Source organism: Kibdelosporangium persicum (genome assembly GCF_013280595.1).
GTDB lineage: Bacteria > Actinomycetota > Actinomycetes > Mycobacteriales > Pseudonocardiaceae > Kibdelosporangium > Kibdelosporangium persicum.
In genome coordinates, this window is sequence record NZ_JAAATY010000001.1 from 810270 (window position 1) to 829495 (window position 19226).

Below are 19226 nucleotides of genomic sequence, written 5' to 3' on the forward strand. Positions count from 1 at the left end.
ATGGCTGATGCTACCACCGAGCCCCCCTTGCTCGGCCATGAGGTTTTGGCCGCGGTGCTGCAAGTGAGAGAGGGATCACTCCAGGTCCTGCTCTGGCAGAGGGCCAGGGAACCCCATGTGCACCGCTGGTCACTGCCCGGCGGCAGGCTCCGGCTGGACGAGGACGTCGAGCACTCGATCCGCCGTCAGCTCAAGGAGAAGGTCGACGTCCGGCAGCTCGCGCACGTCGAGCAGCTGGCCGTGTTCAGCGCCCCCGGCCGCGTCCCCGGGCCACGGCTGGTCGCGTCGGCGTTCGTCGGGCTGGTGCCGTCCGACAACGATCCCGAGGTCCCGCCGGACACCCGGTGGCACCCGGTGGACGCGCTGCCCACCACCGCCTTCGACCACGAGTCGATCGTGCTGCGGGCCCGGCACCGGCTGCGGTCGAAGCTGTCGTACACCAACATCGGCTTCGCACTGGCGCCGCCGACGTTCACGATGTCCGAACTGCGGGAGATCTATTCGGCGGCACTCGGTTACAGCGTGTCGTCCACCAACCTGCAACGAGTGCTGTCCAGGCGCGGGCTTCTCGAACCGACCGGCGAAACCACCAAGCCGGGACGGTCCGGCGGCCGCCCGGCCGCGCTGTTCCGGTTCACCGTGCGGGGCATGCAGGTCACCGACGAGTTCGCGGTGTTGCGCCCGCCCGCTGCGAAAACCCGGTGATGCACGTACTTTGAGTGGTGTGCCCGAGACACTTCCGCTGTTTCCCCTGCAGACAGTGCTGCTGCCGGGCGCGAACCTGCCGCTGCACATCTTCGAGCCGCGCTACCGGCAGCTGACCGTCGACCTGGTCACCGGGACCGTGCCGGAGAAGCGCTTCGGCGTGGTCGGGATCAAGGCCCCGGTCACCGAGGAGGTCGACAAGGTCGACCAACTGCTGGCCGTCGGCTGCTCGGCCGTGCTGCGTCAGGCGACGCGGCTGCCGGACGGCCGTTACGACATCATCACCACCGGTGAGCGCAGGTTCCGCCTGCTCGACCTCGACGCGACCAGCGCGCCGTACCTGATGGGCACGGTCGACTGGATCCGGGACGCCGAGATCCCGCCCGGCGGGGCCGAACGCATCGGATCGCTGGCCCAGTCGGCACGGGCGGCGTACCGCCGTTACTGCGAAACCGCCTGGGAACGCGAGGACTGGGACGAGCCGGCGGCGGAGACCGACCCGGCCGACCTCGCGCACCTGCTGGCGGCCGACGCCCTGCTGCCGATGGAGGACCGGCAGGCCGTGCTGGAGGAGATCCGTCCGATGCACCGGTTGCGAATGGTCTACTCGCTGCTCACGCGAGAAGCAGGGATCATCGCGGCCCTGCACGCGGTCCCCGCTCCCGCCTCGGCCTTCGCAGCCCCCATAACCCTCAACTAACCCTCGTGAGTGTTTATCCGTGTTCTAACCCGGATAAACACTCACGAGGCGGAGCTGGGGTGGCTGGGGCCTAACCGAGGCGGCGGCCCAGGTCGTCCATGCCGTTCCAGGCCGCCAGCACGCCGTAGGCCAGGGCCGTGGCCAGCGGCTGCGCGAGGATCACCCAGACCGACTCCAGCGTCGGGGCCACCGTGACGGTGTCACCGACGTTGGTCGTCGCCGGGACCTCGTAGATCCAGCCGGTGAACATGCCGACCATCAACGTGGCCAGGTACGCCGAACCCAGCGAACCCAGCACCGCGGCGACCATCGTGACCGGGCCACGGCGTTCCCGCAGGAACCACGTGCCCACCCCGACGATGAGCCCGGCGCCCAGGCCGAGCAGGACGAACAGCGCCATCGAGTCGAACCGGTGGTAACTCTCGGCGGTCAACGGGATCAGGCCGCGCGTCGTGACCTGCTTGAGCTGGTCAGGCGCCAGCAGCGCCCACAACCACGCCAGCGGGATACCGAGCAGGCTGATCGACGACAGGATGCTGACCGCGGGCAACAGATCCGCTTTGATCACCACGCGTGACCGGGGCGGCTGCGGGAGGTGGTACGGCAGGCCGTACACCGCGTAGGGCGGAACCTCCGCTGGCGCATCCCGTTGCCGCGCCTCGACGGGCTGTTCCGCCACAGCCGTACCTCCCCTGGTCGACTTCCCAGGGAGCCGAGCTTAGTTGGTTGCCGGTGCGGATGTTGACTCGCCGTGCCGGCTGCAGCGCGCAGTCCACCCGGCCGGGGTCACCTGAACGACCATCCGTCGCGCGCACCGCGGACAGAACCTCGGCGGGTCGACCAGTGCCAGTCGCCTACGGCACAGTTCGTGACCGGTTTCCCCGTCGGGTTTCCCGCACCAGCCGCAGTAGCTCACAGCTTCGGTCACAGGGTCTCGTTCAGTGCTTTGATCGGCATCTTCAGGTCGGCCAGCATCTCCAGGTCCTGGCTGGCCGGACGGCCGAGGTTGGTCAGGTAGTTGCCGACGATGATCGCGTTGATGCCGCCGAGCATGCCCTGCTCCGCGCCCAGGTCACCGAGCGTGAGCTCACGGCCGCCGGCGAACCGCAACATCGTGCGCGGCATGGCCAGCCGGAACGCGGCGACCGTACGCAGCGCCTCGGCGCCTTCCACGATCGGGTAGTTCTCGTACGGCGTGCCGGGGTTCGGGATGAGGAAGTTCATCGGCACCTCGTCCGGCTCCAGCTCGGCGAGCTGCACCGCGAACTCGGCGCGCTGCTCGATCGACTCGCCCATGCCGATGATGCCGCCGGAGCACACCTCCATGCCCGCCGCGCGGACCATCCGCAAGGTCTCCCAGCGCTCGTCCCACGAGTGCGTGGTGACCACGTTCGGGAAGTGCGAACGCGCGGTCTCCAGGTTGTGGTTGTAGCGGTGGCAGCCCATGTCGACCAGCTCGTCGACCTGCTCCTGTGTGAGCATGCCCAGCGAACAGGCGATCTGGATGTCGTTGCCGTCGTCCCTGATCGCCTGGATACCGGCCCTGACCTGGTCCAGCAAACGCTTGTCCGGGCCGCGGACGGCGGCGACGATGCAGAACTCGGTGGCGCCAGTGGCCTTGGTCTGCCGGGCGGCCTTCACCAGACCCGGGATGTCCAGCCACGCGGAGCGCACCGGCGTGGGGAACCGGCCGGACTGCGAGCAGAAGTGGCAGTCCTCCGGGCAGCCGCCGGTCTTCAGGCTGACGATGCCCTCCACCTCGACCTCGGGGCCACACCAGCGCATCCGGACCTCGTGCGCGAGGCCAAGCAGTTCCTCGAGGCGGTCGTCGTCCAGCGTGAGCACCTGGACGAGCTGCTCCTGGGACAGTCCGGCCCCACGCTCGAGCACCTGCTCGCGCGCGACCTTCAGGATGCCGGTCTTCTCAGCTGCGGCCGTCAATGGTCCTCCTTGAGCCCCGGTGCTGCGTTCGGTCGATCAGTCTGCCCGAAGAACAGGCTGACGGAGAGGGACGTAGCTCACGCGGAGGGTCACGAGGACTTGTAGGTCATCGCGAACTGCTCCGGGTCGAAGTCGCCGCCGAACCAGGGCGACAACCCGGCACGCGCGATCTGGCGGAACCGCTGGGGATCCAGCCCGCCGGCGTCCTGCGGCAGGGCACCGAGCAACGGCGCGCCGGCGGCGACCGGCAGGTCCTCGAGGTTGCAGCGGGTGGCCAGATCGGGCTCGGCCGGCCAACTGCCGACCACGACACCCAGGGACTCGATACCCCGGCGCAGGAGCGCCTCGGCGGTCAACGCGGTCGCGTTCAGCGTGCCCAGCCCGGCCTGCGCAACGACGAGCACGGGGACACCCATGGCCCACGCGGCGTCCGCGATCGTCGAGCCGTTGCTGTCGTAACGCACCAACAGGCCGCCTGCGCCCTCGACGAGGACGAGGTCGTGATCCTGGTCCAGCCGAGAGGCCGCCCCGGCGATGTCGGCGGGCCCGATCGTGGGCATGCCACTGCGGCGCGCGGCGGTCTCCGGGGCGAGCGGATCGAGATACCGGACCAGTTCCCGGGTGGTCACGTCACCCGCGAGTCGCCGGACGGTGTCCAGGTCGCCGGTGCCGTCGTCGTTGAGGCCCGCCTGGGCGGGCTTGATCACCGCGACTCGCCTGCCATCGGCCTTGGCCAGCGCGGCGATCGCCGCGGTGACGATCGTCTTGCCCACACCGGTCCCGGTACCGGTGACCACGAGGACGCTCACGTCGAACCAGACTACGAGTCGTACTCACGGTACGACACGCAGGGGGCCGAGAAAGCGCTTACTCGTCCACTTGTCACTGCGTTTGCCTCCGCGGTGGCGCGACGGACTCGCGAACCATCAGTTCAGCGGGCATCCACAGCTTGGTCGGGCCCGTGACGACCTCCACTCCGCTGGCGATCCGGCCCGCGCGCCGTGCACCCTGGTCCAGCGGCAGACGGACTGTGGTGAGCGCCGGCACGACGTCCACCGCCGCGGGCAGGTCGTCGAACCCGGCGACCGAAATGTCCTGCGGTACCCGGATACCGCGCTGCCGCAACGCCGCGATCACGCCGAGCGCCATCAGGTCGTTGCCCGCGATGATCGCCGTGACGCCGGAGTCGGCCAGTTCCATCGCCGCGTCGAAGCCGGACGCCCGGGAGAAGTCGCCGTGCACCACCACGGACGTCTCGACTTCGCCCTCCTCCAACGCCTTGCCGTGCCCGGCAAGCCTCGCCGTGGTCGTGCTGTTGCCCGCGGGCCCCGCCACGTACGCGATCCGCTTGTGCCCCATCGTCAGGACGTGCCGTGTCAGCGCACGAGCACCGCCTTCGTTGTCAAACGCCACACAGGGCACGTCGACGTCCGGCGGCGCGGGACGGCCGCACATCACCACCTTGGTGCCCGCCGAGAGGGCCTGGCCGATGAGTTTCGTGATCGCCCGCAGGTGCTCCGGCTCCTCGCGGCTGCCGCCGGTCAGCACCACACCACGCACCCTTTGGCGCAACAGCATGCTGATGTACTTCAGCTCGTCCGACGGCGACCCGGCGGTGTTGCAGATCACGGCGAGCAGGTCCGCGCTCGCGGCCTCCCACTGCGTGCCGCTGGCCTGGATGGAGAAGAACGGGTCGGACACGTCGTTGACGATCACGCCGATCACCTCGGTCGTGGCCGCGGCCAGCGCCCTCGCCGGGCCGTTGACGACGTAGTCGAGCTCGCCCAACGCCCGGTGCACCCGTTCGCGCGTCACCGCCGAGACCGGGTAATTGCCGTTCAGCACCCGGGACACGGTCGCGGTCGACACGCCCGCGCGTGCCGCTACGTCCGCCAATGTCGCCGCCATCCGGCTACCTCCCAGCACAGCCTATTGACACCCGGTCCGGTGCCTGCCTAGCTTACGCTGATAGTAAGCGCTTTCTACGACAGGCCGGGCGAGTCTCCGGCCGAGCCGGCACAGGGGATGGGCTGGGAAGGGGAGACGATGGCGGATCGTAGGCCGGTCGGTATCGCGATGAACGGCATCACCGGGCGGATGGGCCTGCGGCAGCACCTGCTGCGGTCGATACTGGCCATCCGGGAGCAGGGCGGCATCCCGGTCGGCGACGGCAGCGTGATCTGGCCGGAACCGGTGCTGGTCGGCCGCAGCGAGCACAAGGTCAAGGCGATCGCCGACGAGCACGACCTGCCGTGGACGACCAACCTGACCGAGGCACTGGCCGATCCGGGCGTGCAGGTGTACTTCGACTCGCTGGTGACCGGCGAACGGCAGAAGACCGTGCGCCAGGCGATCGCCGCGGGCAAGCACGTCTACTGCGAGAAGCCGACTGCGTCCAGTTTGGACACCGCGCTGGAGCTGGCCAGACTGGCCAAGGACGCGGGCGTGAAGAACGGCGTGGTGCAGGACAAGATCTTCCTGCCCGGTCTGCTGAAGCTCAAGCGGCTGGTGGACGGCGGGTTCTTCGGCCGGATCCTGTCGGTGCGCGGCGAGTTCGGCTACTGGGTCTTCGAAGGCGACTGGCAGCCGATCAACCGGCCGTCCTGGAACTACCGGGCGGAGGACGACGGCGGGATCATCCTGGACATGTTCTGCCACTGGCAGTACGTGCTCAACCACGTCTTCGGCAAACCACTGAGCGTGCAGGCACTCGCCGCCACCCACATCCCCACCCGCTGGGACGAGCAGGGCGCCCCGTACGAAGCGACCGCGGACGACGCGGCGTACGGGATCTTCGAGCTCGAAGGCGGGATCGTCGCGCAGATCAACTCCTCGTGGACCACGCGGGTGTTCCGCGACGAGCTCGTCGAGTTCCAAGTGGACGGTACCGAAGGCAGTGCGGTGGCGGGACTGCGGCGCTGCCGCGTGCAACACCGGTCGGCCACGCCGATGCCGGTGTGGAACCCTGACCTGCCGCCGACCGAGGACTTCCGGTCGCAGTGGCAGGAAGTACCGGACAACGCGGTGTTCGACAACGGTTTCAAGACCCAGTGGGAACTCTTCCTGAAGCACGTCGCGCTGGACACGCCGTGGCACTGGGATCTGCTGGCGGGTGCACGGGGCGTGCAACTGGCCGAGCTCGGCCTGCGGTCCGCGCGCGAGGGCCGTCGGCTGCCGATCCCGGAACTGGAGCTGTGAGTGATCATCGAACTGCCTACCGGTCCGTACACGGTGCAGTCGTCCGGCGGATACGCCCCCGGGCCGGCGCCGTTGAGCCGCCGCCTGTTCGCCGCCGCGCACGTGGTGGCGGATCCGTTGGGCGACAACACTCCCGGCAGCCCGGCGGCCGTTGACTGGGACGCCACACTCGCCTACCGGAACCACTTGTGGGAGCACGGTTTCGGCGTCGCGGAAGCGATGGACACGGCCCAGCGCGGCATGGGCCTGGACTGGGCCGCGACCCAGGAACTGATCCGCCGCACCGGAGCCGCGGCCGCGGGACCGTTCGCCTGCGGCGCGGGCACCGACCAGCTCGCACCGGGACCGCACACGGTCGACGAGGTGATCCAGGCCTACATGGACCAGATCGCCGTGATCGAGGAGACCGGCGGCCAGGTGATCCTGATGGCCAGCCGTGCCTTGGCGGCGACCGCCACCGGCCCGGACGACTACCACCGGGTGTACGCGCACCTGTTGTCCCAGACGTCCAAGCCGGTGATCCTGCACTGGCTGGGCCCGATGTTCGACCCGGCGCTGGAAGGCTACTGGGGATCATCGGACCTGGACGTGGCCACGGACGTGTTCCTGGAGATCATCAAGGCGCACGCGTCCGCAGTGGACGGTGTGAAGATCTCACTGCTGGACGCCTCCCGCGAGGTGGCGATGCGCCGCAGGCTGCCCGCCGAGGTGCGCTGCTACACGGGCGACGACTTCCACTACCCCGAACTGATCCGGGGTGACTCCTCCGGCTACAGCGACGCCCTGCTCGGCATCTTCGACGCCATCGCACCGGCGGCCGCCGCGGCCGTCCGCGCCCTGGATTCGTCGGACGTGGCGACGTACGAGTCGATCTTCGCCCCGACAGTGCCGTTGTCCCGGCACATCTTTGGAACGCCGACGTACTACTACAAGACGGGAATCGTCTTCCTGGCCTGGCTGGCGGGGCACCAGTCGCATTTCAAGATGGTGGGCGGCCTGGAAAGCGCCCGCTCGGTGCCGCACCTGGTGGAACTGTTCAAACTGGCCGACGCCGCCGGGCTGTTCCCCGATCCCTCGCTCGCGGTGCACCGGATGCGCGCGTTCCTGGAGGTCTCCACGTGAACTCGCGGTTGAGCCTGAACCAGGCCACCACAACCCAATGGGACGTTCCATCCTTTGTGGATGGATGCGCGCGCGCCGGGATCACGCAGGTCGGCCTGTGGCGCGGCCCGGTGACCGACTACGGTCTCGAACGCTCGGCGAAACTGGTTCGTGACGCGGGCCTGACCGTGACCTCGCTGTGCCGCGGCGGTTTTTTCGCCGACCCGGACGCGATCGCAGACAACCGCCGCGCGATCGACGAGGCGGCGGCCTTGGGCACGTCGATCCTGATCCTGGTGTCCGGCGGGCTGCCCCAGGGCAGCAGGGACATCGACGGCGCACGGCAGCACGTCATCGACTCGATCGCCGAGCTCGCGCCTTATGCGGCCGCGCAAGGTGTCCAGCTCTCCATCGAACCTCTGCACCCGATGTTCGCCTCGGACCGGTGTGTCGTGTCCACTTTGGATCAGGCACTGGACATGGCCTTCTTGTTTCCCGCGAACCAGGTCGGTGTGTGCGTGGACACCTACCACATCTGGTGGGACCCCGGTGTGTACCAGGCGATCGCGCGGGCGGCCGGGCGGATTTCGATCTTCCAGGTCTGCGACTGGATCACGCCGTTGCCCGAGGGCGTGTTGCTGGGTCGCGGCATGATGGGTGACGGCTGCATCGAATTGCGCAGGCTTCGCGAGGCCGTGGACGCCACCGGTTATGCGGGCCCGATCGAGGTGGAGATCTTCAACCAGTCCATCTGGGACTCCCCCGGCGACGACGTCGTCAACCGCGTGATCAGAACGTTTGAGGAGCACGTGCTCTGAGCGGCTGAACACAGGGTTCTGAATTCTGAACACAGCACTCTGGACACAGCACTCTGGACACAGGTTCGGAGTGCTGTGTTCAGAACGCGGCGTCCGAAGCCGGTGCACGTTCGATCGTTCAGGAGATGCACGCGGGCCGCAGTCCCCGTTGAGGGAACCCGCCGACGGAATCGGTAGGCGCCATGCCCCGGCAGCAGGGGCGTTCGGCCGTTCACATCCCTCGGACGTGACCGTACTCGCGGTCACTGGTTTGGCGACCGTCCGCCTTGCTTGCTGGTGTGGTTGGCTCGACGCCGTGGACGCGGTCGAGGTCACGCAATCGATCAGGGCCCAACACCTCTGCCGGAGCAGAACCGCCGCCGGTGGACAGCCACACACTGATCGTGTTGGTGGCGCCGGAGTTTCGTCGCCAGCGACTGCGCCCACGCGCCGGCGACCTGTGGAGTCGTGTTCCGGCAGGCCCGGCTGAGGACGAGCATGGCGATCGGTCGTGCCGCGATGTGGACAGTTACCGCGCCGCCCGGGTGAAGTCCCAATGAGGTACCCGATGGGGGACCGCTGAGCGAGTACCCGGCGAACGCGGCGACTGTCGATAATCCACTTAGCTCACTCGGGTAGTGCGCGTTCCCGGACGGGTGCATGGCCTTGCTGTCACGGCACAAGCACGGCAATGTCGATCGGGCGGCCGACACGGCACTACCGATCGGAATCATCGGCCTTGTTCTGTACAGCGCGTATGTACAACAGATCCTGAAAGGACATCCATGTACCGCTTGAAAAGATTGGCCACGGTGTTCAGTGCCATCGCTCTCATGCTGGGAGGCGCCATTGCCGCCGCGGTACCCGCGCAGGCCGTTCCCGCCGGCTTCCTGATTCGCAGTGACCTCAATGGCAAGTGTCTCGACATCGAGGGGGCGAACCCCGGCAACAGGGCCAACGTGATCATGTACACGTGTCACGGCGGGGCCAACCAGCGCTGGTATTGGGACGGCAGGCTGATTCGCAGTGACCTCAACTACAAGTGTCTGGACATCGAGGGGGCGAACCCCGGCAACAGGGCCAACGTGATCATGTACACGTGTCACGGCGGGGCCAATCAGCGCTGGTACCTGGACGGCAGGATGCTGCGCAGTGACCTCAACGGCAAGTGTCTGGACATCGAAGGGGCAAACCCCGGCAACAGGGCCAACGTGATCATGTACACGTGTCACGGCGGGGCCAACCAGCGCTGGTACTGATCGGCGACCGCGCTCGTGAAGATCCAGTCAGGTCGATGACCTGGTGACGTGCAGGAAACTTCGAGCTGATCTCGGTGGCCGTCTCAGCCTGCTCGTCGGCGCGGTCGCGGCCGAAGCGACGTTCGTAGGCCTGGAGGCCAGTCGGTATACAGGCAGTACTCGGAGAAGTCAGTCTCCAGGCCTTGGCCCTTGCCCCCATCAACGCGGCTGTATCCGCCGCCGATGAGCACATATCCCTCACCGGCGGCGTTGCCCGGCAGATCCGTGGCGAGCACGACCAGCAGTTCTGCTGCATTCAGCCCGCGGCCACAGCGGCGCACAGCGCCTTGGTGATCAGCGCGAGGTCCTCGTCCGAAGTGATGTAGGGCGGCATCGTGTAGATCAGGTCCCGGAACGGCCGCAACCACACGCCTGCCTCAACCGTCGCCTTCGTCGCCTCGGCGATGTCCACCTGGTGGTCGAGTTGCACGACCCCGATCGCCCCGAGCACCCGCACGTCGAGCACGCCGGGCAGATCCAGAGCGGGTTCGAGGCCCGTGATGAGCCCGTGCTCGATCCGCCGGACTTCGGCGGCCCAGTCGCTCTCCAGCAGCAGGTCGATCGAAGCGTTCGCGACGGCCGCGGAAAGCGGGTTGCCCATGAAGGTCGGCCCGTGCGCGAGGACCGGCAGCTCGCCCTGGGAGATCCCGTCGGCCACCTGCGCCGTGCACAACGTCGCGGCCATCGACATGTAGCCGCCGGTCAGCGCCTTGCCGAGGCACATCACGTCCGGGCTGACCGCGGCGTGGTCGGCGGCGAACAGGGTGCCGGTGCGGCCGAAGCCGGTGGCGATCTCGTCGAAGATCAGCAGGACGTCGTTGGCCAGCGTGAGCTCGCGCAGCACGTGCAGGTACCGCGGGTCATGGAACCGCATCCCGCCCGCGCCTTGCACGAGGGGTTCGACGATCACGGCGGCCAGTTCGTCGGCGTGCTGTTCGATCGTGTCGGCGAGGGTCGCGACGTAGTCATGGTCGACACCCGCGTCGAATCCAGCCGGGGGCGTGGGGACGAACAGCTGTTCCGGCAGGACGCCACGCCAGAGGGAATGCATCCCGCCGTCGGGGTCGCAGACGCTCATCGGGTGGAACGTGTCGCCGTGGTAGCCGCCGCGCCATGTCAGCATGCGGCGCTTCTCCGGCCGTCCGATCGAGCGCCAGTACTGCAGGCACATCTTCACGGCGACTTCGACGGACACCGAACCGGAGTCACAGAGGAACACGTGCCGCAGCGGCGTCGGCGTGATCTGCACGAGCCGTGACGCGAGCCGGACGGCGGGTTCGTGTGTCAGCCCGCCGAACATCACGTGGCTCATCCGGCCTGCCTGGTCGGCCATGGCCTGGTCCAGCCGCGGGTGCCGGTAGCCGTGGATGGCCGCCCACCATGACGACATGCCGTCCACGAGGTCACGCCCGTCAGCCAGGTGCAGTCGGACCCCCGACGCGGATTCCACAACGTACGGGTCTCTGGTGCCCGGCATCGGCCCATACGGATGCCAGACGTGCGCGCGGTCCAACGCGATCAGCTCGGCGACGTCCACGGATCGACATTAGTGCCAAATGGCCCTGTTCAGGGCTCTATTTCGACACATCGACTGCATATACCGGCACCTGCGGCGTTCGCACGGCAGGTACCGTCGTGGGCCATGACCGAGTGGACCGCACTGCACCCGATCATCGACGGCGGCGACCCGGACAACGTCGTACGGCTGGTCCAGGGCATGGACGCGACTACTCGCAAGGCGCTGGCCGAGCCGCTACGGGCCTACGAGAAGCAGTTGCGGACCGCCGCCTTCGTGAGCAAGCGGTTCTGGGGTCCTCGGCTGTGCGCGCTGACCGTCGCCGGCGCCGCGTTGCTGCCGACCGCGTCCAGCGTCGCGGTGTGGATCGCACGCAACGGCCTGCGTGAGGACGAGACCGGCACAGACGTGATCGACCTGGTCGTCGAGGTGCTACGCGACCGTCAGGTGACGTGGTTGCCCGACCTTGTCGACCGACTCGCGCTACGGCTGCCGTCCGACCGTCTCGACCCCGACATGCAGCAGCTGGTCACGAGCCTTGCCACACACACTGGCATCGCCCCGCTGGCCACCGACGGTCTTGTCTACGCCTGGATCGCCACCGGCGAGGCGCACACCAGCCGGTCGTCGCTGGCCCGCCGCCTGTTCGAAGTGGACGGAATCGGCGTCCTGCTCGAACCCGGCGGCTGGCCCGGCAAGCTGGCCGGGGACCCGGCACTGGACCGCGTCATGCTGCTCGAAGGCTGCCTGTTCCGCCTCCGGCGGGGCGGCAGGGCCGCCGACCTCAACGGCTTCCTCCTGCTGCACAAGGCCCTCGCCCCGACCACGGACGAAGTGGCCATGCTCGCCGGGGACTACGAGGCCCTGCTCTCGAACTCGCACGCCCCCACCGCGGCCATGGCCCGGCACGAGCTCCTGCTGGCCAGCCAGGCCGGGCTCAGCCGTTAGGCCAGGCAGCCCGGCCCGAGCAGCGCCTTCAAGTCGCCCATCAGCGCCGGGTTCGGCGTGACCCGCAGGGTGTCGTCGAGCCGCAGCAACGTCTTGCGCTGACCGTTGATCAGGCGCAGGTGCACCTCGGTCGTGCCCGGGTGCGTGGACAGGGCGTCCTTGAGCTGGGCGACGACGGTCGGCGTGCACTTCGACGCGGGCATGCTGACCCGGAACGGCTGGCTGCCCGCCAACGATTCGAGGTCGGGCACCACGAGGTCGTTGGCGATCAGTGAGATCCGGTCCTCGCGCTTGGCGACCCGGGCCTTGACGAGCACGATCGCGTCCTCGACCACGCTCATCCCGACCACCGAGTACGTCTTCGGGAAGAACAGCACCTCGATGCCACCGGCGAGGTCCTCGAGCTGGGCGGACGCCCACGGCTCACCGTTCTTGTTCACCCGCCGGGTCACCGAGGCGAGGATGCCGCCGATGGTCACCTGGGCGCCGTCGGCGACGCTGCCTTCCAGGATGCCCGCGATCGGGGTGTCGGACTGCGCGGACAGGATGTGCTCGACGCCGTCCAGCGGATGCCCGGACACGTACAGACCCAGCATCTCCCGCTCCAGGGCGAGCTGGTGCTTGGTCTCCCACACGTCGTCGGGGACCTTCACGTCGAACACCGACGCCACGTCGTCGGTCGCGTCGCCCCCGCCGAACAGGTCGAACTGGCCGACGGCCTCGGCGCGCTTGGTCTCCATCACCGCGTCGATCGCGTCGGTGTGCACCAGGAACAGGCCCTTGCGCGGGTGCTTGAGCGAGTCGAACGCACCGGCCTTGATCAGCGATTCGACGACCTTCTTGTTGCAGGCCTGGGCGTCGACCTTGCGCAGGAAGTCGGAGAAGTCGACGAACGCGCCCTTCTCGACACGCGCCTTGATGATCGAGTCGACCACGTTGGCGCCGACGTTGCGGATCGCGCCGAGGCCGAACCGGATGTCGTCGCCGACCGGGGCGAAGTCACGCTCCGACTCGTTGACGTCCGGCGGCAGCACCGTGATGCCCATCTTGCGGCACTCGGCCAGGTAGACCGCGGCCTTGTCCTTGTCGTCACGGACCGACGTCAGCAGCGCCGCCATGTACTCGGCGGGGTGGTTCGCCTTGAGGTACGCCGTCCAGTACGACACCAGGCCGTACGCGGCCGAGTGGGCTTTGTTGAACGCGTAGTCGGCGAACGGGACCAGGATCTCCCAGAGGGTCTTGACGGCGTCCTTCGGGTAGCCGTTGTCCAGCATGCCCTTCTCGAAGCCGGCGTACTCCTTGTCCAGGATCTCCTTCTTCTTCTTGCCCATCGCCCGGCGGAGCAGGTCTGCTTGTCCGAGCGTGTACCCGGCCAGCTTCTGGGCGATCGCCATGACCTGCTCCTGGTACACGATCAGGCCGTAGGTCGTGCCCAGGATGTCCTTGAGCGGCTCCTCCAGCGCCGGGTGGATCGGCGTGATCTCCTGCTGGCCGTTCTTGCGCAGCGCGTAGTTCGTGTGCGACTTCGCACCCATCGGACCCGGCCGGTACAGCGCGCCCACGGCCGAGATGTCCTCGAAGTTGTCCGGGCGCATCAGCCGCAGCAGGTCCCGCATGGGCCCGCCATCGAGCTGGAACACACCCAGCGTGTCGCCGCGGGAGAGCAGCTCGTACGTGGCCTTGTCGTCGAGCGGTACTGTCTGCAGGTCGATGGGTTGTTTGCCGTTGCGCTCCATGTTGCGCAGGCAGTCGTCGATCACCGTCAGGTTGCGCAGGCCCAGGAAGTCCATCTTCAGCAGGCCCAGCGACTCGCACGTGGGGTAGTCGAACTGGGTGATGATCGAGCCGTCCTGCGGGCGCTTCCACAGCGGGATCACGTCCAGCAGCGGCTCGGCGCTCAGGATCACCGCGCAGGCGTGCACACCGGCGTTGCGGATCAGGCCCTCCAGGCCGCGGCCGGTGTCGATGATCTGCTTGACCTGCGGGTCGGACTCGTAGAGCGCCCGGATCTCGGTGGCCTCGTTGTACCGCTTGTGGCTCGGGTCGTGGATGCCGGACAGCGGGATGTCCTTGGCCATCACGGCGGGCGGGTAGGCCTTGGAGATCCGGTCGGCGATCGCGTAGCCGGGCTGGCCGAACAGCACCCGGGCGGCGTCCTTGATCGCGGCCTTCGCCTTGATCGTGCCGAACGTGATCACCTGGGCGACCTTGTCCTCGCCCCACTTCTCGGTCACGTACCGGATCACGTCACCGCGGCGGCGCTCGTCGAAGTCGATGTCGATGTCGGGCGGGGACACGCGGTCCGGGTTGAGGAACCGCTCGAAGATCAGCCCGTGGGCCAGCGGGTCGAGGTCCGTGATGCCCATCGCGTACGCGATCAGCGCGCCTGCGGCCGAACCACGGCCGGGGCCGACGCGGATGCCGTTGGACTTGGCCCAGTTGATCAGGTCGGCGACCACGAGGAAGTACGCCGGGAAGCCCATCTGCAGGATGACGCCGATCTCGAACTCCACCTGCTTGCGGTGGATCTCGTCGACGCCGTCCGGGAAGCGGCGGTTCATGCCCTCCCAGACCTTCTGTTTGAAGTACTCGCCCTCGGTCATCCCCTCGGGGATGGGGAAGTTCGGCATCAGGTTGCGGAACTGGAACATCCCCTCGGTGCTGACCTTCTCCGCGATCAGCAGGGTGTTGCGGCAGCCCTCCTGCCAGGCGTCGGACGAGTCGATCGCCCGCATCTCCTCCGGCGACTTGAGGTAGTAACCCGAGCCGTCGAACTTGAACCGGGTCGGGTCCTGCATGGTCTTGCCGGTCTGCACGCAGAGCAACGCGTCGTGGGCGTCGCGTTCGTGCTCGTACGTGTAGTGCGAGTCGTTGGTGACCACGAAGGGGATGCCGACCTTCTTGGCCACTTCGAGCAGGTCGTTGCGGACCTTGAGCTCGATGTCGATGCCGTGGTTCATCAGCTCGACGTAGAAGTTGTCCTTGCCGTAGATGTCCTGCCACTCGCCCGCGGCCTTCACGGCCTCGTCGAACTGGCCGAGGCGCAGCCGCGTCTGCACCTCGCCGGACGGGCAGCCGGTGGTGGCCATCAGGCCCTCGGAGTGCTGGGCGATGAGCTCCTTGTCCATCCGCGGCCACTTGCCGAGCTGGCCCTCGAACGAGGCCAGGCTGGCGGCGCGCATCAGGTTGCGCAGGCCGGTCGCGTCGCGTGCCCAGATCGTCTGGTGGGTGTACGCGCCGCTGGCGGAGACGTCGTCGGCCTTCTGCGACGGGTCGCCCCAGCGGACCCGGTCCTTGACGTGGCGTGAGCCGGGCGCGAGGTACGCCTCGATGCCGAGGATCGGCTTGATGCCCGCGGCGGTCGCCTGCTTGAAGAAGTCGTAGACCCCGTTCATGTGACCGTGGTCGGTGATCGCGACCGAGGTCATGCCCAGCTTCTCGCACTGGGCGAACATGTCTTTCAGCTTCGCCGCCCCGTCGAGCATCGAGTACTCGGTGTGCACATGCAGGTGAGTGAAGGAGTCAGCGGCCACGATCCACCACCCTAAACGTCTCCTGCCCGGACTCGTCGGCGACATCCCGGTTGTACACCCGGGGTCTGACAATCTGGACGGGTGCGCTTCCAACCTGTGTCCTTCGTCGCACTGACCGATCATGTCGTCTCACGCATAACCGCTGTGCCCGGCCAGATCCGCGTCGCGGTGGACGGTGCGGCCGCAGCTCGGCCGGGGCTACTGGCCGAGGCCCTGATGGACCCCTTGAGGGTGCTGGGCCGTCCGGTGATCCACGTGCGCGCCCAGGACTTCCTGCGACCGGCGTCGCTGCGGTTCGAGCACGGCAGGACCGACGAGGAGTCCCGGTATTCGTCCTGGCTGGACGAAGGCGCGCTGCGGCGGGAGGTGCTGACCGGTGACAAGGTTCTGCCGTCCTTGTGGAACGCCGAGACCGACCGCGCGACCAGGGCCGATTACGTCCCGTTGCCGGCCGGCGGCGTAGTGGTCGTCGACGGGGAGTTGTTGCTGGGCCGGGGATTGCCGTTCGACCTGACGGTCCACCTCTGGCTCTCCCCCGGCGCGCTCGCCCGCCGGACACCGCCGGACGACGCGTGGAGCCTGCCCGTCTTCGCCCGTTACGACGCCGAAGTCGACCCGTTGACCACCGCCGACGTGGCGGTCCGCTACGACGATCCCCGGCATCCGGCGATGCGGGTCGCCTGACGCCTGGTCACCGGAGAACGGTGCCGTCCTCCTTGCCGTACAGCAGAAGGCGGCCCTGCTCGGGCACCGCGGTGACAGTGGATCCGATCGCCGGTTCGTGTTGCTCACGGACAGTCAGCCCCAGCAGGCTGCCGTCCGGGCACTCCAGCGTGACAAGCGAGCTCACGCCGAGGTTCTCGATGGTCGACACGGTTCCGGTGATCCCCTGGCCCGCCGGCTCCAGCGAGAGGTACTCCGGCCGGATACCGACCGTCACTTTCGTGTCGTCCGGGAGGTCCACCGGTGACGGCAGGGTCGCGCCGGCGACCGACAGTGAACCGTTCTCGATGGTGCCGTCGAGCAGGTTCATCGGAGTCGAGCCGATGAAGTTCGCGACGAACGTGTCCGAGGGGCGGCGGAACACGTCACGCGGGCTGCCCAGCTGACGGATTCGGCCGGCCTCCATGACCGCGATCCGGTCGGCCAGCGCGAGGGCCTCGGCCTGGTCGTGGGTGACGAAGACCGTGGTGATGCCGATGTCCTTCTGCAGCCGCTTGAGGAACGTCCGCGCCTCCAGCCGCAACCGTGCGTCCAAATTGGACAGCGGTTCGTCCAGCAGCAGGACGTCCGCGTCGATCGCGACCGCACGCGCCAGCGCGACCCGCTGCTGCTGGCCGCCGGAGAGCTGGCCCGGCCTGCGTTCCAGCAGACCGCCGAGGCTCAGGCTGCCGGCGGTGCGCTCGGCCACTTCCCGTTGCCGTGTCTTGGGCTGGCGCCGGACCTTCAGTGGGTACGCGATGTTCTCCGACACGGTCATGTGCGGGAACAAGGCGTAGTCCTGGAACACCATCGCGACGTTGCGACGGCCGGGTTCGAACGAAGTCACGTCCTTGTCACCGATCGACACCGAGCCCCCACTGGCCTGTTCCAGGCCCGCGATGGTGCGCAGCAACGTGGTCTTGCCGCAGCCGGAGGGCCCGAGCAGGGCGAAGAACTCACCGTCGGCGATCTCCAGGTCGAGCGAGTCCACCGCACGCACGCCATTCGGGTACACAGTGGACAGCTGGTCGATCTTGATCCGGGCCATCAGCTCTTGATCCCTCCGTGGAACCGGAAGCCGTAACGCTTGCTCACAAACAGGTACAGCACGACCACCGGGATCGAGTACAGCAACGAGAACACCGGGATGACCGTCAGGTTGGCGCTGCCGCCTTCGTCGTAGAGCGTGCGCATCAGCACTGCGGCGGGTTGGCTGTTGATGTCACGCAGCAACAGGAACGGCAGCAGGAAATTGCCCCACGCCTGCACGAACGACCACACCACGATGGTGGCGATGCCGGGGCGTGCGATCGGCAGGACCACATGCAGCAGGATCTGCCCGGGTGACGCGCCGAAGACCCGCGCGGACTCCTCGTAGGAGCGCGGGACGGCGTCCACGAAGTCCTTCAGAATGAAGATCGCCGCGGGCAGCATCCCGCCCGCGATCACCAGCGCGGTGCCGTACTGCGAGTTGATCAGGCCCAGCTGGTACATCATCACGAAGATCGGCACCATCGCCGCGGTCCCGGTGACCACACTGGACAGCAGCAGCAACAGGTACAGCAGCACGTCCCGGCCGGGAATCCGTACCCGCGAAAGGGCGTAGGCCGCACACGCGGCGAGGACCGTCGTGACGATCATCGCCAATCCGCACAGCAGCAACGAGTTCACCAGCGAAGTCAGCGCGTACGGATGTTCCAGCGTGGCGGTCACGTTGCCGAACGTCCAGTCCGGCCACCGCAGCCCCAGGCCCGGCTTGCTGTCGAACGGCGCACTGGCCAGCCACAGCATCGGGATCGCGAAGAACGCCAGGATCACCGCGAAGAACACGGTGTACCCGATCCGGCGCAGGACCAGGGAAGTCATCCGCGCCTCCGCAGCAACCGCAGGTACACCAAGGCGATCACCAGGTTGACCAGCAACAGCAGGAACGAGATCGCCGACGCGTACCCGAGCGCGCCCGAACCCAGCGCCTGCTGGTAGATGAAGACCGGCAACGTCTCCGACCGGTGGTCCGGCCCGCCCGCGGTCAGCAGGAACGGGGTGAAGTCGTTGGCCGTCCACAACGTGATCAGCAGCGTGTTGGTCAGCACGTGCCCGCGGATGTGCGGGAACACGACGTCCTTGAGCGTGCTGAACCGGCCCGCACCGACCATCCTCGCCGTCTCCAGCTGCGACGGCGGTACGACGTCGAGCGCCGAGCTGTACAGCAGCATCGAGAAAGCCGTGCCACGCCACAGGTTGAACACGATCAGGCTGATCATCGGGTACTGCACCAGCCAGGCCGTGCCCGGCGTGTTCAGCAGGGCGTTGAGCGTGCCGCCGTCCCTGTCCAGCACCGCGACCCACAGGTACGCGACCACCGTGCTCGGCAGGATCCACGCCAGCAGGACCAGACCTTCGACCAGGCGCCGTAACCACCGCCGCGCCCCGCGCAGCATCCACGCCAGCGTGAACCCGAGGATGTTCTGGCCGATCAGGGCCGACCCGAACACGAAGAGCAGCGTCAGCCACAAGGAGTTGCCGAACAGCGGGTCGCTCAACGCCCCGGTGATGTTGTCGGCGCCCACGATCCGCGGATTGACCGACGACGGCCCGGTCAGGGTGTAGTCGGTCAGTCCGATGTAGATGCTCCACAGCGCGGGGAAGACCAGGAAGATCCCGATCAGCACCAGCGCGGGCGCGACGAACGCCAGCGCCCGGCCCCGGCCGAGCCCGGCCGAGTCGGTCGCCGGCACCCTCGATCGTGGTTCTCGCTGCGGGGCGACAGGTGTCGCCGTGGTCGTC

The 19226-nt window shown here is 67.9% G+C and carries 18 protein-coding genes; 8 read left to right on the top strand and 10 right to left on the bottom strand.

Annotated elements, in window-relative coordinates; all coding sequences use genetic code 11:
• Positions 1–705 carry an NUDIX hydrolase gene (locus tag GC106_RS03730; protein ID WP_173124291.1) on the top strand — a complete coding sequence of 235 codons (705 nt, stop codon included), beginning with the start codon at positions 1–3 and terminating at the stop codon, positions 703–705.
• Between the two features lie 19 nt (positions 706–724).
• Positions 725–1405 (top strand): LON peptidase substrate-binding domain-containing protein, encoded by a 681-nt coding sequence (locus GC106_RS03735; protein WP_173124293.1) that lies wholly within the window; start codon positions 725–727, stop codon positions 1403–1405.
• A gap of 70 nt (positions 1406–1475) precedes the next feature.
• Here GC106_RS03735 and GC106_RS03740 read toward each other — a convergent pair whose 3' ends face one another.
• From GC106_RS03740 to GC106_RS03755, 5 genes are all read right to left on the bottom strand, one after another.
• Positions 1476–2084, bottom strand: a complete 609-nt coding sequence (locus tag GC106_RS03740; protein ID WP_173124295.1) for a DUF2567 domain-containing protein — start codon at positions 2082–2084, stop codon at positions 1476–1478.
• A gap of 39 nt (positions 2085–2123) precedes the next feature.
• A complete protein-coding gene (bsaP, locus tag GC106_RS49940) occupies positions 2124–2333 on the bottom strand; it encodes a biotin synthase auxiliary protein BsaP (RefSeq protein WP_446684926.1) in 210 nt (69 codons plus the stop codon).
• Positions 2330–3346, bottom strand: a complete 1017-nt coding sequence (bioB, locus tag GC106_RS03745; RefSeq protein WP_173124297.1) for a biotin synthase BioB — start codon at positions 3344–3346, stop codon at positions 2330–2332. Before bioB ends, bsaP begins: the two co-directional genes overlap by 4 nt.
• An 89-nt stretch (positions 3347–3435) precedes the next feature.
• Positions 3436–4155 carry a dethiobiotin synthase gene (bioD, locus tag GC106_RS03750; protein WP_173124299.1) on the bottom strand — a complete coding sequence of 240 codons (720 nt, stop codon included), beginning with the start codon at positions 4153–4155 and terminating at the stop codon, positions 3436–3438.
• Positions 4156–4228: 73 nt separating this feature from the next.
• Complete coding sequence (locus GC106_RS03755) at positions 4229–5254, bottom strand: LacI family DNA-binding transcriptional regulator (protein WP_173124301.1); 1026 nt, start codon at positions 5252–5254, stop codon at positions 4229–4231.
• Positions 5255–5392: 138 nt separating this feature from the next.
• On the opposite strand from GC106_RS03755, the gene GC106_RS03760 reads away from it, so the two are divergent.
• The 4 genes from GC106_RS03760 to GC106_RS03775 all read left to right on the top strand — a co-directional run bounded on the left by GC106_RS03760 (position 5393) and on the right by GC106_RS03775 (position 9701).
• Positions 5393–6544, top strand: coding sequence for a Gfo/Idh/MocA family protein (locus GC106_RS03760; RefSeq protein WP_173124303.1), 1152 nt, complete (start codon positions 5393–5395; stop codon positions 6542–6544).
• 3 nt (positions 6545–6547) lie between these two features.
• The gene (locus GC106_RS03765) at positions 6548–7666 is read left to right on the top strand and encodes a dihydrodipicolinate synthase family protein (protein ID WP_376777700.1); all 1119 of its coding nucleotides are present in this window, start codon (positions 6548–6550) and stop codon (positions 7664–7666) included.
• Positions 7663–8463: a sugar phosphate isomerase/epimerase family protein gene (locus GC106_RS03770; RefSeq protein WP_173124307.1), complete on the top strand. Its 801-nt coding sequence runs from the start codon at positions 7663–7665 to the stop codon at positions 8461–8463. Before GC106_RS03765 ends, GC106_RS03770 begins: the two co-directional genes overlap by 4 nt.
• 791 nt (positions 8464–9254) lie before the next feature.
• The gene (locus GC106_RS03775) at positions 9255–9701 is read left to right on the top strand and encodes an RICIN domain-containing protein (protein ID WP_312872419.1); all 447 of its coding nucleotides are present in this window, start codon (positions 9255–9257) and stop codon (positions 9699–9701) included.
• Positions 9702–9996: 295 nt separating this feature from the next.
• Here the strand turns inward: GC106_RS03775 and GC106_RS03780 are convergent, their stop codons facing one another.
• On the bottom strand, positions 9997–11277 hold the full coding sequence (locus GC106_RS03780; RefSeq protein ID WP_173124311.1) for an adenosylmethionine--8-amino-7-oxononanoate transaminase: 1281 nt from the start codon (positions 11275–11277) through the stop codon (positions 9997–9999).
• A 105-nt stretch (positions 11278–11382) separates the two neighbouring features.
• Between GC106_RS03780 and GC106_RS03785 the strand changes: the two genes are divergently transcribed.
• On the top strand, positions 11383–12204 hold the full coding sequence (locus tag GC106_RS03785) for a hypothetical protein (RefSeq protein ID WP_173124313.1): 822 nt from the start codon (positions 11383–11385) through the stop codon (positions 12202–12204).
• On the opposite strand, the gene dnaE is transcribed toward GC106_RS03785, so the two are convergent.
• Positions 12201–15782 (bottom strand): DNA polymerase III subunit alpha, encoded by a 3582-nt coding sequence (dnaE, locus tag GC106_RS03790; protein WP_173124314.1) that lies wholly within the window; start codon positions 15780–15782, stop codon positions 12201–12203. The genes GC106_RS03785 and dnaE overlap by 4 nt on opposite strands.
• A gap of 36 nt (positions 15783–15818) precedes the next feature.
• On the opposite strand from dnaE, the gene GC106_RS03795 reads away from it, so the two are divergent.
• A complete protein-coding gene (locus GC106_RS03795) occupies positions 15819–16421 on the top strand; it encodes a nucleoside/nucleotide kinase family protein (RefSeq protein ID WP_173124316.1) in 603 nt (200 codons plus the stop codon).
• 7 nt (positions 16422–16428) lie between these two features.
• Here GC106_RS03795 and GC106_RS03800 read toward each other — a convergent pair whose 3' ends face one another.
• The 3 genes from GC106_RS03800 to GC106_RS03810 are packed head-to-tail and all read right to left on the bottom strand — an operon-like array spanning position 16429 to position 19177.
• Complete coding sequence (locus GC106_RS03800) at positions 16429–17487, bottom strand: ABC transporter ATP-binding protein (RefSeq protein WP_173124318.1); 1059 nt, start codon at positions 17485–17487, stop codon at positions 16429–16431.
• Positions 17487–18305 (bottom strand): carbohydrate ABC transporter permease, encoded by an 819-nt coding sequence (locus tag GC106_RS03805; RefSeq protein WP_173124320.1) that lies wholly within the window; start codon positions 18303–18305, stop codon positions 17487–17489. Before GC106_RS03805 ends, GC106_RS03800 begins: the two co-directional genes overlap by 1 nt.
• Positions 18302–19177, bottom strand: a complete 876-nt coding sequence (locus GC106_RS03810) for a carbohydrate ABC transporter permease (RefSeq protein WP_217279945.1) — start codon at positions 19175–19177, stop codon at positions 18302–18304. Before GC106_RS03810 ends, GC106_RS03805 begins: the two co-directional genes overlap by 4 nt.
• Between the last annotated feature and the right edge of the window lie 49 nt (positions 19178–19226).